We start from the raw sequence: 13,208 nt of genomic DNA on the forward strand, positions 1-13,208 counted from the left end.
GAAAAACAGGCCGCATAAGGTCAGATTGAAAACCCAAGACTCTCCTGAAAATTGGAGGGACGATGGGTCTCAGGTCAGTGGAGCTGACGGATATGATTCTCGGTGAACGAAATAGCTTCGTAAGCACTGAAGATCGTCTCCATCACCTCCGCATAGCCGGCAACCTCTTGCTCGTCGCGTGTCGTAAACGACCCCAAGCGGATGTTTGCCAAAAGCTTTTCGACCTCTCGGTCGGTGAGGCGCGCGCCTTCGATACGTGTGGAGGAACCGACGCTTTCGATCGTGGCCACACGCCGGAGGCTGGACAGCCGCTCGGGCGCGATCCGGCCGATCGCACGCCAAGCACCCTTGAATTCGTCGATTTCGGCGATCAGCGACAGGACTTCGGGCGTGATCCGGACCGGCACCGTATTTAAAAATTCCATTTACTCATCCGTTCCCACCCAATTCCCGAAAAGCTGTTATGCACTATTTGTCCATCCATTTCCATCCAATCTCCGCGGAGAGCTTGTCTGATCTGTTAGTAGTGAGCCAGATGAGTGGCAGTTCGGTTTCCTATGTCATGGACAAGGCACTGGCGACCGAGGACGAGGATTTCCAAGTCTCTGACGTCTCTAAGAGTTCGGATGAGATCAGCGATCTTCCAATTTGCGCTGTCGTTAACCGATCATGCGGGAAGATAACCTTCCATGCACCCTCTCATGTCAACGCCGGAGCAAATTATGGCGAGGCGGCGGAGTAAAACCAGGCCACTTGTGGCGCATGCATGAGACCTCCGGGAGGGCGTAGCCCGAGCGGGGGTCTCATGCATGCGTGGCGATTTTCAAGGAAGGTTTAGCCGGCCTTTCTGGCGCGGCTTTGGGCGAGACGATAGCTGTCGCCGTTCATCTCGAGGATATTGACGTGGTGGGTGATGCGATCGAGAAGAGCGCCGGTCAGACGCTCCGATCCTAAGGTCTCCGTCCATTCATCAAACGGGAGATTGCTGGTGATGAGAGTGGCGCCGCGCTCGTAGCGTTGCGAGATCAGCTCGAACAGCAACTCCGCCCCGGTCTTCGACAACGGCACGAAGCCCAGTTCATCGATGATGAGCAGCTTGTACGCTGCCATCTGCTTCTGGAAGCGCAGCAGACGTCGCTCATCACGCGCCTCGTCATCTCGCTGACCAAGGCAGCCGCTGTTGTGAAGCCGACGGACAGGCCCTTCTGGCAGGCGGCCAAGCCGAGCCCGAGCGCGACATGCGTCTTGCCCGTCCCGCTGGGGCCAAGAGCAATGACGTTCTCGCGGCGCTCGATCCATTCGCATCGCGCCAACTCCAGCACCTGCATCTTGTTCAGCTTGGGTATAGCGGTAAAGTCGAAGCTATCCAGGCTTTTGACGACCGGGAGCTTGGCCGCCTTGATCCGGCGTTCGACCTTGCGCCGGTCCCGCTCGATCATCTCCCGCTCGGCAAGCCGAAAGAGATATCCGACATGATCGACGCCTTCGGTGGCGCATAACCGGGCCAGCTTCTGATACTCGCGCTGGAAGGTCGGCAGCTTCAGGGCCTTGAGATAATGGGCGAGGAGGATGTCGGGTGCTTCGGTGCTCATGCCGCTTCTCCTGCATCAGGCGACAGAAGGCGCATATACGCCTTTGCAGAGGTCTTCTCGCCCGTCGCCCTCGGCAGGTACGGGTAGATCGACAGGTCCAATCGCGGCGGCCGGCGTTCTACGCGGCACACGATCAGATGCTTGACGGCGTCGAAGCCGATCGCGCCGAGCTGGATGGCCTGCTTCACGGCCGCATGCAGGTCGGCAAGGTCGAAGCTCTCCAGAAGACGGAGAACCTGCACATATTCCCGCCGCCCATGTTTTGCCATGCGGCCTTCCATCAGCCGGCGCAGCGTCGCGAACTCGTCCGGCAGATCCCAGCCCTGGAGTGGCGCTGCCTGATCCAGCGCATTGATCTTTTGCTCGATCAGCGGCAGGTAATGGACGGGATCGAAGACGACGTCTTCCCGTTCCCAGCATCGCGGATGACGCGCGATGATCTCGCCGCGGCAGCCGATCACCACCTGATCGATATAGCCCCGGACCCAGACGTCCTGATGGCCGTAGGCTACCGGTACGGAATAGTCGTTCGTTTTGTAGCGCACCAGCGACTGGGCTGTCACAACAGCGCTGGCCTGGTCGCAGGCATCAAACGGCGATGCCGGCAAGGGACGCATGGCCGCAAGATCGCGCTGCAGCCGTTCGCCAATCGTCTCGCTCTCGCCCCGCAGCTTGTCGCGCTGGCGTTTGCGGCACTGCTCTTCCAGAAAAGCATTGAACGCATCCCATGTCGGGAACTGTGGGATCGGTACCATGAAGTTGCGACGGGCATAGCCCACGAGACCCTCGACATTCCCTTTATCGTTGCCCTTTCCCGGACGGCCATAGCGATCCCGGATCAGGTAGTGGGACAGGAAGCCGCTGAACAGCGCTGCCCGCTTGCGTGTGCCGTCGGGCAGGATCTTTGCCACCAGGCAACGGTCGTTGTCATAGACGATCGACTGCGGCACGGCCCCGAAGAACGCAAAGGCGTGGACATGACCATCCACCCAGGCTTCGGCCACTGCCGCCGGATAGGCACGCACATAGCATCCGTCGCTATGAGGAAGATCCAGCACAAAGAAGCGAGCTTTATGCTCGACGCCGCCGATCACCACCGTCGCCTCGCCGAAATCGGCCTGCGCATGGCCCGGTGGATGCGACAACGGCACGAACACCTCCTGGCGGCGTTGATCCCGCTCGCGCATATAATCCTTGATGATCGTGTAGCCGCCCGTGAACCCGCACTCGTCGCGAAGCCGGTCGAACACCCGCTTGGCCGTATGGTGATGCTTGCGCGGCACCTTCAGGTCTCCATCAAGCCAATGTTCGATCGTTGACACAAACGCATCCAGCTTCGGACGCCGGATCGGCGAACGTCGCTGATAGCCGGGCGGTGTAGAATACGACAGCATCTTGGCCACGCTGTCGCGCGATATGTTGAAATGCTTTGCTGCCTGACGCTGCGTCATCCCTTCGGAAACAGCCAGCCGAACCCTCAGATAAAGTTCCACGGTGTAGATCCCCTGTCCCTCCTGCGTTCATTGCAGAAAGGAAATAGGGTGGCCGGATTTTACTCCGCCCGCGGCAGCATTATGCCGCCGCTACCGTGGCCGACTTTTGCACCGCCGCTTTCAGGTCTCCATGCTCTGTTGTTGCTCAACGCCGGTTGGGTGACGCTATCGGCTGTACATTCGGACTGTTCCCAAAGCGCATGGGCCCGCGTGACGGAGTCCAGATTTAGATCCATTGGACCGCATCAGCAGGCCAGCGCCTTGGCTAAAGCCTCGGTGGAGCGGTCCTATACGAACTGAGTTGAACTCATCTTAAAAAAGGAACCGAATGAACGCCGCAATCTACCGCCAGCGGTATCTATAAGACAGGCGTTTCCAACGAACTTGTTTAGGTATCGGCACGGCAATCTCCACGAGCCTCGGCACGGCGCTGGATCGTAGGATCAACAGAGACAAACTTCACGTTTTGAAATGAATGGCCACCGAATGAGTTCCTATTCTGTGCCAGTGCGAGTGTCTCTTCCAGAAAGCCCGTCCCAGACATTGCTCGACGACACACGAATCAAGGAGTTGACAGCATGAAAAATCCAGTTGCATTTTAACATCTCTGCGAGAACACAGCCCTCCGTGCAGGCGATGGCTTGTTATTCTTCGCGACTTGTTCGGCCAGGCCTTCTACTTTCTCTAGTGTTTGTCGGCTAGCATCGAATGGGTAGACTTCGCTGGAATGTCGCTGCTCCCAAGTTTCAATCAGAGCGGCTTATCTCATCCAGCCATGTCGATTTCGATACGGGAGTTGTCGAAGCAGCGTTGATGGGCGATGGCGGCGACACCTATGGCGCATTCATAGGGTTCGAGGCTGAAAAGGCGCACGTCCGGTGCAGGCAGGCCGGGAACGATGCCGGAAGCGACGTCGCGGCGCAGCTCCTCAAGGATGAGAGAAAGAACCGGGCCCAGCGCGCCACCGAGGAAGATCGTCGAAGGGTTGAAGATATTGGCAAGGCTAACGATGCCTAGCGTCAGCCATCCGGCAAGATCGGTAACGGAAGCTACGGCGGTGGGCTCGCCGGAAGCAAACCGCTCGGCCACCTCGGCGGAAAGTGCCTCGAATTGGGCTTCTTCGAGATCGTCCGTTCCCCAATAGGACCGCGCCAATGCGTCGAGCCCGACACGGCTTTCAAGACAACCACGGTGACCGCAACTGCATACGGCGCCGTCACGCGCGATGCGCATGTGGCCAAGCTCGCCTGTCGCGCCGCTCGCACCGCGCAGGAGGCGGCCGTTCATCACCGCCGCGCCGCCACATCCTCGACCTATGACGAGAAAGACCGAGCAACCGGTCTGGAGTTCCGGCATGGTATAGACAGAGCCGAACGCCGCCGCGCCCGCGTCGTTTTCCACGAAACAGGGCCGTCCGATGGCTGCCTGCAACGGCGTCAGGAGATCGACGCCCTTCCAGCCGAGGATCGGCAGATTGATGACAAAACCTTCCAGATTGACAACGCCAGGCACGGTGACACCGACGCCCTGGACGCGGCCGGCATAACGCAGGTCGCGCTCCAGCATCGCGACATGGGCGGCAATCGCGTCCACGACCTCCTCCGGCGTGATCGTTCTGCTGACATGCACATCGGATGTTGCAACACTGCTTGCCGTCAGATCGATCAGCGCATAGCGGAGAATGCCGACACCGATCTCGACGCCGAGAAAGTAAACGGCGCCAGGGTTGAGCGCGAGCGCGACGCCTGGCCGGCCGGCATCACGCGCTGCGCCGCGCATTTTAGCAAGCGGCTGCACCTCACGCACCAGCCCGCGCAGGGTTAGCCCGTTAACGAGCCGCGTCACCGAAGCCGGTGTCACCTCGAGATGACGGGCGATCTCGGCGCGGCTCGCCGACCCACTCAGTCGCAGGAAGCGAAGGATTTGCCGCTCATTGACTTCCTTGGCAAGCGTCTGGTCTGCCATCTCGAAATCCACCACCTCCCGATCTGCGATCCGCATTCCCTCCCTGAAATAATCGCATTTATATCTTTTGTAAAAAATATCTTTTCTGTTCCCAGGAAATCCCCAACGGGGGCTTCCTCGCTTTTCCAGTTTGCTGCCTAAAATATAGGCGTATGCAAATTATGTCAGCTATATTGACGCAATTCATGTTTGGAAGGCTCCGAAGAGATTAACCGTTGACAAGGAGCAACCCTTCATATTTCTTACTTTAAGAAAGATATCTATCCAGGCTCAGGGAGGAGGTTGGATGAGCAAGCTTGCCAGTCTCGAAAACATCGTCATGCAATTCGGCGCCATCCGGGCGCTCGACGGCGTGTCGATCGACATCAACCGCGGCGAAGTGCTAGGCCTTATGGGCGACAACGGCGCCGGCAAATCGACATTGGTGAAAACCATCGCCGGCAATTTCCAGCCCACCTCCGGCCGATACGTCTTCGAGGACCAGGAGGTCCGTCTCTCCGGTCCGGCCGATGCCCGCCGGCATGGCATCGAGGTGGTCTACCAGGATCTGGCGCTCTGCAACAATCTCACAGCCGCAGCCAACGTTTTCCTCGGACGCGAGCCGATGCGGCAGGTCGGGCCGTTCCGCGTGCTCGACAAGAAGCTGATGAACACGCGCTCGGCGGAAATCTTCCAGGAGCTGAAATCCGAGACACGGCCCGCCGATCTCGTCGATCGCATGTCCGGCGGCCAGCGGCAGGCCGTAGCGATCGCCCGTACCCGGCTTTCCAATTCCAAGCTGGTCCTGATGGACGAGCCGACCGCCGCCATCAGCGTGCGGCAGGTGGCCGAGGTGCTGGCACTGATCCGGCGAATGAAGGAACAGGGCCTCTCGGTCATCCTCATCAGCCATCGCATGCCCGATGTTTTCGACGTTTGCGACCGGGTTGTCGTCATGCGGCGCGGCCGCAAGGTCGCCGACAAACGCATAGACCAATCGAGCCCGGAAGAGGTCACCGGCCTCATCACCGGCGCCATCCAGGCCGCTTAAGGAGGAAGGAGAACCATGTCCCAGTCGAACGCCCCCGACATGAATGTCGACCTCCTGAAACGCCACGACCAGTCGCTTTTACGCCGGCTGATGCTGACGCAGGAAATGTGGATCGCGATTGCCATCGTCGTGCTCGGACTGGCCGTGTCGATGATCTCCGGAAAGTTCGCCACGTCCGGTAACCTGATGAACGTCCTGCAAAATGCCTGTTTCATCGGTCTGATGGCGCTGGGCATGACGCCCGTGCTCATCAGCGGCGGGATAGACATTTCCGTTGGCTCGATTTTGGGGCTGAGCGGTGTGACGCTCGGCATCCTGCTGAATGCCGGCGCACCGTTGCCGGTCGGCATCTTCGGGACGCTCGTCGTCGGCCTGGTCTTCGGCGGGCTCAACGGCGCAGTCATAACGCTCGCCAAGTTGCCACCCTTTATCGTGACACTAGCGACACTGTCGATCGGACGAAGTCTTGCGCTCGTCGTCAGCGACAATCAGGTGTTCTACGAGTTCGGCACCGCGACGGAATCGATCCTGGCGCTTGGCGGCGGCTACACGCTCGGCGTTCCGAACGTCGTCTACGCCCTCGTCGTCTTCGTCATCGTGCTGCACTGCCTTCTGACCATGACCCGCTGGGGCCGCTACATCTTTGCCATCGGCGGCAACGAGAGTGCCGCCCGTCTTGCCGGTATCTCGGTCGATGCGATCAAGATCTCGGCCTATGCCTTCAGCGGCCTGATGGCGGCTGTCAGCGCGATCTTCCTCGTCGGCTGGCTTGGCGCGGTCACCAACGCCATCGGCACGGGTTATGAGTTGCAAACCATCGCCTCGACCGTCATCGGCGGCGCGTCCCTGACCGGCGGTTTCGGGACTGCACTCGGTGCCGCGATCGGCGCGATCCTGATCGAGGTGATCCGCAACGCATTGCTGATCGCTGGCGTCAATCCTTTCTGGCAGGGCACCTTCGTTGGCGGCTTCATTCTTGCCGCAGTGCTTCTCGAACGCATTCGGTCGCTGCGCCGCTGACGGCCGCGCCCGCACACAGTCAGGGCGTGGAGGAGTGCCTCGCCGTGAAGAAGAACGTCTTTATCAGCGAACCAAGGAGGAGATACCATGTCGCTGTCAGGAAGCCTGAAATTGACCTTGTCGTCTGCCGCGATCGCGCTTTGCGCCTTTGCCTCGACGGCAAATGCTGCAGACCGGGAATTCGCGCTGGTCTTCAAGGTACTGAACAACGCCTTCAGCCCGCCGATCGACGCCGGCTGCAAGGAAGCCGCCAAGAAGCTCGGCGACGTGACCTGCACCTATGTCGGTCCGACCGAATATGACGAAGCCAAGCAGGTTCAGCTCGCGCAGGACATGATCACCCGCGGCGTCGACGGGCTCGGCATTTCCGCCGGCAACCCGAAGGCGATGGCGCGCATCCTCAAGATGGCGAATGACAAGGGTATCCCGGTCGTCACCTTCGACACCGATGTGCTGCCGGAGGATGCCGGCCTGCGCGCCACCTATATCGGCACCGACAACTACTCCTTCGGCGTGGAACTCGCCAAGAAGGTGCTGGAGAATAAGAAAGAGGGCGGTACGGTCTGCATTCAGTCGGGCGCGCCGGCATCTGAAAACCTGAAGGCGCGCGTTCAGGGCATCCGCGACACGCTCGCCGGTGCCTCGAAGGACAAGCCGGTCGACACGCTCACCGGCCAGAACGGCTGGACCGAGCCGGCAGGTTGCCCGGTCTACAACAATGACGACATCGCGCTTGCCGCCCAGCAGGTTCGCGACGTCATGACCAACCATCCCGACCTCTCCGCCTTCGTTGCGGTTGGCGGGTGGGCGCAGTATGCGCCGCAGGCCTACAAGCAGGCGATGGAGCCGCTGAAGGAACGTCTCGACAAGAAGGATCTCGTCGTGGTCTTCGGCGACAACTTCGGTCCGCAGCTTCCGCTGCTCGCCGAAGGCCTGAGCCACTACAACATCGGCCAGCGTCCCTATGACATGGGCTACGAGACCATCATTGCCCTCGACAAGCTGACCAAGGGCGAAAAGCTCGAGCCGTTCATCCAGACCGGCACCGAGACCTGCACCCCGGCCGATGCGCTGACCACCTGCGGCAAGGTTGCCGCCAAGTAAGTACGCTTCAAAGGGGATGGGCCGGCGGTCAACGTCGGCCCGTTTCATTCCAGACAGGACAGGAACATGAGAACGCTGAAACTGGGCATGGTCGGCGGTGGCAATGGTGCGTTCTTCGGCGCCGCACACCGCGCTGCTGCCGCGATGACGGGACGCTTTTCGCTGGTCGCGGGCGCATTTTCGAGCGATGCGGTGCGCGCACGCGAAAGCGGGAACGATCTCGGACTCGATCCGGATCGCTGCTATGCAGATTTTGAGACGATGGCACAGCGCGAGGCAACCCGCGATGGCATCGACCTCGTCGCTGTGGTAACGCCGAACCACCTGCATGCACCCGCCTGTCGCGCCTTCCTCAGTGCCGGCATCAACATCCTCTGCGACAAGCCGCTGACCGCCACGCTGGATGAGGCGCTCGCGCTCCAGAAGGTGGCCGAGGACAGCACCTCCCTTTTCGGTGTAACCTATACCAATGCCGGCTTCGACATGGTGCGCGAAGCGCGTGCGATCGTGGCGGCCGGCGAGATCGGCGCCGTGCGTCTGGTCCGCGTCGCTTTTCCGCAGGAATGGCTGGCGACCGCAACCGAGGCGACCGGCAACAAACAGGCCGAATGGCGAACCGACCCGGCGAGAAGCGGCGCCGGCAGCCTCGGCGACATCGGCACCCATGCGTTCCATCTTGTCGAATTCGTCACGGGCCTCACGGCAACATCCCTTTCGGCCGAGGTCGATACCTTCGTCGCCGGCCGCCGCGTCGATGACAATGTGACGGCGAAGCTGCGCTTTGGCGGCGGCGCGAAAGGACTGCTCTGGGCAAGCCAGGTGGCGATCGGCGAAACCAACGGGCTCAGGATCGATGTGCACGGCGACAAGGGCTCCCTCGGCTGGACGGTCGAGGCGGCGAACCAGCTGACCTTCGCGCCGCTCGGCGGCCGGCGCATGGTGATCGACCGCGCCTCGCACGGAACTGCCTTCAAGGGACTGATGCCCGCCGGCCATCCCCAAGGATTCATCGAGGCGCTGGCGCGACTCTACATCGACATGGCCGAACAGATCGAGGCGCGCCGTGACGGCCGGGCTCCGGCGGCTGATGCCCTGCTGCTGCCCGGCATCGGTGACGGCGTTCGCGGTTTGCGCTTCGTCGATGCCGCACTTCGCTCGGGCGCCGAAGACGGCCGCTGGACAGATATCTGACGTGAGACTTCTATGACCGGTAACAGTGCTCCCTTCCGCACCTTCATCATGGCACATCCGCGCCTCGTCGAAGACGTCTTCACAAACGCTCATCTCGCCCGGCTTCGTGCGCTGGGCGACGTCGTTATCCACGAGGGCGATGTACTAACCGACGAGGATTTCGAAAGGCATGTCGTGCCGGCCGATGTCGCGATGGGCATTTTCGACATGCCGGCCGAACGGCTGGCGCGCTGCTGCAATCTCAAGGCCTTCGTCAACAGCGAGGGAAACTTCCTGCCCAATATCGACTATCGCCATTGCTTCGAGCACGGCATCCGCGTGCTGTCGGCAAGCCACGTCTTTGCCGAACCGGTCGCCGAGATCGGACTGGCCATGGCTATCGATCTCGGCCGCGGTATCACCGAGGCCGACCGACTAATGCGGGAGGGCAAGGAAGAGTATGGATTTGCGGCCAACCGCAATGCGCTGCCGCTGATGCGTGCGCGGGTCGGGCTGATTGGTTTCGGCGATCTCGCCCGCGCGCTGTTGCCCTTGTTGAAACCGTTTACATCGACGATCGACGTCTACGACCCCTGGGTGCCCGGTCTGTTGATCGAGCAGGCCGGCTGCCGGTCGGTGTCGCTCGACGCGCTGCTTGGCGAGAGCGATTTCGTCTTCGTGCTCGCCGGCGTCACCTCCGACAATGCCGGTTTCCTCGACAGACGCGCGTTCGGGCTGATGAAACAGGGGGCGTGCCTGCTGCTCCTCAGCCGTGCGGCGGTCGCCAACTTCCCCGACATGCTGGAGGCCGCCGCTTCGGGCCGGATCCGGGTTGCGACCGACGTTTTCCCGATCGAACCGGTCGCGGCCGACGACCCGGTGCGACGGACGCCGAACATTATCCTGTCGCCCCACCAGGCCGGCGCAATGGAATCGACGTTGGGCGCCATGGGTGCATCGATCACTGCCGATATCGAGCTGATCGCCCGCGGCCTGCCGCCCGCCGTCTGCAAGGTGGCGCAGCCGGAGACCGCCGTGCGCTTCCGCAGCATGCCTGTGTCGAAGAGCTGATGAACAGGGCCGGTCTTGAAAGCGCCGGCCAGTATTGAAAGGACAAGCTGATGAACGAGGGTAAGCCGCTGCTGAAGGTCGGCATTCTCGGCTGCGGGCCGATCTCGCAGGCGGGGCATTTCGAAAGCGCCGTCAAAGCGCGCAATGTCGAGCTTTACGCCATCTGCGACGTCGCCGACGACCTGCGCGCCCGCATGGCTGCGACCCACGCGCCGAAGAAGGATTTCTCCGACTACGACGAGATGCTCGCAGATCCGGACGTCGAGGCTGTCATCATCGCGACGGCAGACGCCTTCCACGTCGCTGCGGCGGCTAAGGCGCTCGAAGCCGGCAAACATGTGCTGTGCGAAAAGCCGCTCGGCATGACGGTGGAGGATGTGGAGGGTCTTCGCCCCGTCGTCGAGAAAAGCGGCAAGGTCTTCCAGGTCGGCCATATGAAGCGCTACGACGCCGGCCTGCAAAGCGCCAAGACCTTCATCGACGCCGAGATGGGCGAGATGCTCGCACTGAAGGCTTGGTATTGCGATTCGACCCATCGTTATGCCGTCACCGACGCGGTGCAGCCCTACATGATCCGCAGCGCCAATGCGAAGAAGCCGTCGCGCAACCCGAAGGCCGATCTAGAGCAGTATTTCATGCTTGCCCATGGCAGCCACCTGCTCGATACCGCCCGCTATTTCGCGGGCCCGATCGTCGCGGTCGATGCGCGGCTGCGTCAGCGTTTCGGCGCCTATTCCTGGTTTGTCGACGTCGAGTTCGAGAACGGCGCCATGGGCCATCTGGACCTGACGGTTGCCGTGCGCATGGACTGGCACGAGGGCTTCCAGATCTACGGCGAGTACGGCAGCATTCTCGGCAAGACCTACAATCCTTGGCTGTTCAAGAGCAGCGAGGTGGACATCTTCAGCGAAAAGACCGGGGCGACCAGCCGCGTACTCGGCGCCGACGGTCAATTCTACCGGCGCCAGCTGGAGGGCTTTGCAGACACGATCCTTGATGGCGGGCCGCTAACGGGCGCAGGCATTGAGGACGGCATCGCCTCGGTGCGCGCCATGGCGGCAGTGATGCAGTCGGTGCGCGACAAGACGCCGGTAAACCTCGCAGATGCGCAGGGGAGTGTGTGATGCGAGCCGGCATCTTCGCCAAGACATTTGCCGGCACGACGCCGGACGTCGTGCTCGCCGCCGCCCGCGATGCCGGCTATGCGTCGGTTCAGTACAACTTCGCCTGCTCCGGCCTTGGCCCACTGCCGGAGGTCATCCCGGACGCAGTGGTTGCGGCGATCCGGGACGCATCTGCAAAGACCGGCGTCGCCATTGCGGCGATCTCAGCCACCTATAACATGATCCACCCGGATATCGGCACTCGCGACGCGGGACGGCGCAGTTTCGCAGAAATCGCTAGTGTGGCACATGGGGCTGGCTCGAATCTCCTGACCGTCTGCACGGGCAGCCGCGACGCCGCCGACCAGTGGCGCGACCATCCTGACAATCAGGGGACTGAGGCCTGGCAGGACATGATCGCCGAGTTCGGCCATCTGCTCGCGATTGCCGAACGGCACGACGTCTTCGTCGGCGTCGAGCCGGAGCTTGCCAATGTCATCAACTCCGCAGCTCAGGCGCGCCGGCTGATCGACACGATGGCGAGCGAGCGCATCCGCATCGTGCTCGATCCGGCGAACCTCTTCGAGCATGAGGACACGGATACGCGAGACCGCATCATCGACGAGGCGATCGATCTGCTGAAGGATAGCATCGCCATCGCACACGCGAAGGATCGCCATCCGGACGGTTCCTTCGCCACGGCGGGCAAGGGCGTCATCGACTATCCGCGTTACGTGGCCGCGCTGAAGAGGGCAGGATTCGACGGCGACGTGATCACCCACGGGCTTTCGGCGGCGGAAGCACCGGGCGTTGCCGCTTTCCTCGCGCCCCTCTTTGCCCCGGAGGGCCACGGCGCATGAATCCAGCCCGCCATTCCGTCGATGGGGTGAGCCTCGCGGTCTACGAGGAGGGCGAAGGCATGCCCTTCCTTTTCCAGCATGGCCTTTGCGGCGATCAGGCCCAGCCGGGTCAGGTCTTTCCGGAGGATGCCGGCTTTCGTCGCATTACCCTCGAATGCCGTGGCCACGGCGCCTCGGACGCAGGCCCGAAGACGGCCTTTTCGATCGCCACCTTCGCCAGCGACGTTGCCCGCTATCTTGACGCAAGGGGTACCGAGCGGCCGGTGGTGGGCGGCATTTCCATGGGAGCGGCGATCGCGCTCCGGCTTGCCGTGCGCCTGCCAGACCTGGTTCGGGCGCTGGTGATCGCCCGCCCGGCATGGATCTGCGCCGCCAACCCTGAAAACATGGCGCCGAACCGCATTGCCGGCGAGCTTCTCGATCGCTATCCGCCGGACGAGGCACGCCGGCAATATGAAGCGTCACCGCTGGCCGAAGAGCTGGAGCGGACCGGACCGGACAATCTCGCCTCGATCCGCGGCTTCTTCACCCGCGAGCCGATCGACGTCACCGCGGCGCTGCTCAGGGCGATCTCGATGGACGGCCCCGGTGTCACGGAGGCGGAGGTCTCGGCCATCGCCGTGCCGACGCTGGTGATCGGCCATGGGCGCGACGTCGTTCATCCGCTTGGCCATGCGCAGTTGCTCGCGTCGATGATCCCGGGCGCACGGCTGGTGGAAATCACGCCGAAGGCGGACGATGCCAGCGCCTATCGCGCTGATTTCCGTGCCGCACTTGCGGCGTTCCTCAAGGAGCTCTGA

11 protein-coding genes and 1 pseudogene are annotated in these 13,208 nt (G+C 61.9%); 8 read left to right on the forward strand and 4 right to left on the reverse strand.

Annotation, left to right across the window (positions count from 1 at the left end):
* Positions 1 to 74 precede the first annotated feature (74 nt).
* From AC1Q6Z_RS25745 to AC1Q6Z_RS25760, 4 genes and pseudogenes are all read right to left on the reverse strand, one after another.
* The gene (locus tag AC1Q6Z_RS25745; protein WP_492649741.1) at positions 75 to 425 is read right to left on the reverse strand and encodes a Fic family protein; all 351 of its coding nucleotides are present in this window, start codon (positions 423 to 425) and stop codon (positions 75 to 77) included.
* Positions 426 to 834: 409 nt separating this feature from the next.
* A pseudogene (istB, locus tag AC1Q6Z_RS25750) lies at positions 835 to 1,592 on the reverse strand (IS21-like element helper ATPase IstB).
* Positions 1,589 to 3,085, reverse strand: a complete 1,497-nt coding sequence (istA, locus tag AC1Q6Z_RS25755; RefSeq protein WP_492649742.1) for an IS21 family transposase — start codon at positions 3,083 to 3,085, stop codon at positions 1,589 to 1,591. Before istA ends, istB begins: the two are co-directional and overlap by 4 nt.
* A 765-nt stretch (positions 3,086 to 3,850) precedes the next feature.
* On the reverse strand, positions 3,851 to 5,086 hold the full coding sequence (locus AC1Q6Z_RS25760) for an ROK family transcriptional regulator (protein ID WP_492649743.1): 1,236 nt from the start codon (positions 5,084 to 5,086) through the stop codon (positions 3,851 to 3,853).
* Positions 5,087 to 5,336: 250 nt separating this feature from the next.
* Here AC1Q6Z_RS25760 and AC1Q6Z_RS25765 point away from each other — a divergent pair, with 250 nt between their 5' ends.
* The 8 genes from AC1Q6Z_RS25765 (at position 5,337) to AC1Q6Z_RS25800 (ending at position 13,208) form a co-directional block, all read left to right on the forward strand.
* Positions 5,337 to 6,080, forward strand: a complete 744-nt coding sequence (locus AC1Q6Z_RS25765) for an ATP-binding cassette domain-containing protein (RefSeq protein ID WP_492649744.1) — start codon at positions 5,337 to 5,339, stop codon at positions 6,078 to 6,080.
* 39 nt (positions 6,081 to 6,119) lie between these two features.
* A complete protein-coding gene (locus AC1Q6Z_RS25770; RefSeq protein ID WP_492649877.1) occupies positions 6,120 to 7,100 on the forward strand; it encodes an ABC transporter permease in 981 nt (326 codons plus the stop codon).
* An 87-nt stretch (positions 7,101 to 7,187) separates the two neighbouring features.
* Positions 7,188 to 8,204, forward strand: coding sequence for a sugar-binding protein (locus AC1Q6Z_RS25775; protein WP_256119939.1), 1,017 nt, complete (start codon positions 7,188 to 7,190; stop codon positions 8,202 to 8,204).
* A gap of 66 nt (positions 8,205 to 8,270) precedes the next feature.
* Complete coding sequence (locus AC1Q6Z_RS25780; RefSeq protein ID WP_492649745.1) at positions 8,271 to 9,395, forward strand: Gfo/Idh/MocA family protein; 1,125 nt, start codon at positions 8,271 to 8,273, stop codon at positions 9,393 to 9,395.
* 12 nt (positions 9,396 to 9,407) lie between these two features.
* A complete protein-coding gene (locus AC1Q6Z_RS25785) occupies positions 9,408 to 10,445 on the forward strand; it encodes a hydroxyacid dehydrogenase (RefSeq protein ID WP_492649746.1) in 1,038 nt (345 codons plus the stop codon).
* Between the two features lie 50 nt (positions 10,446 to 10,495).
* Positions 10,496 to 11,569 carry a Gfo/Idh/MocA family protein gene (locus AC1Q6Z_RS25790; protein ID WP_492649747.1) on the forward strand — a complete coding sequence of 358 codons (1,074 nt, stop codon included), beginning with the start codon at positions 10,496 to 10,498 and terminating at the stop codon, positions 11,567 to 11,569.
* Entirely contained in the window at positions 11,569 to 12,408 is an 840-nt protein-coding gene (locus AC1Q6Z_RS25795; protein WP_492649748.1) for a sugar phosphate isomerase/epimerase family protein, read from the forward strand. Before AC1Q6Z_RS25790 ends, AC1Q6Z_RS25795 begins: the two co-directional genes overlap by 1 nt.
* Positions 12,405 to 13,208 carry an alpha/beta fold hydrolase gene (locus AC1Q6Z_RS25800; protein ID WP_492649749.1) on the forward strand — a complete coding sequence of 268 codons (804 nt, stop codon included), beginning with the start codon at positions 12,405 to 12,407 and terminating at the stop codon, positions 13,206 to 13,208. Before AC1Q6Z_RS25795 ends, AC1Q6Z_RS25800 begins: the two co-directional genes overlap by 4 nt.

It is taken from the genome of Shinella sp. GW835-FHT14H05, from assembly GCF_058793575.1.

Coding starts and splice junctions, on each gene's coding strand:
- AC1Q6Z_RS25745 (WP_492649741.1), bottom strand. CDS start 425: ATGGAATTTTTAAATACGGTGCCGGTCCGGATCACGCCCGAAGTCCTG.
- AC1Q6Z_RS25760 (WP_492649743.1), bottom strand. CDS start 5,086: ATGCGGATCGCAGATCGGGAGGTGGTGGATTTCGAGATGGCAGACCAG.
- AC1Q6Z_RS25765 (WP_492649744.1), top strand. CDS start 5,337: ATGAGCAAGCTTGCCAGTCTCGAAAACATCGTCATGCAATTCGGCGCC.
- AC1Q6Z_RS25770 (WP_492649877.1), top strand. CDS start 6,120: ATGAATGTCGACCTCCTGAAACGCCACGACCAGTCGCTTTTACGCCGG.
- AC1Q6Z_RS25775 (WP_256119939.1), top strand. CDS start 7,188: ATGTCGCTGTCAGGAAGCCTGAAATTGACCTTGTCGTCTGCCGCGATC.
- AC1Q6Z_RS25780 (WP_492649745.1), top strand. CDS start 8,271: ATGAGAACGCTGAAACTGGGCATGGTCGGCGGTGGCAATGGTGCGTTC.
- AC1Q6Z_RS25785 (WP_492649746.1), top strand. CDS start 9,408: ATGACCGGTAACAGTGCTCCCTTCCGCACCTTCATCATGGCACATCCG.
- AC1Q6Z_RS25790 (WP_492649747.1), top strand. CDS start 10,496: ATGAACGAGGGTAAGCCGCTGCTGAAGGTCGGCATTCTCGGCTGCGGG.
- AC1Q6Z_RS25795 (WP_492649748.1), top strand. CDS start 11,569: ATGCGAGCCGGCATCTTCGCCAAGACATTTGCCGGCACGACGCCGGAC.
- AC1Q6Z_RS25800 (WP_492649749.1), top strand. CDS start 12,405: ATGAATCCAGCCCGCCATTCCGTCGATGGGGTGAGCCTCGCGGTCTAC.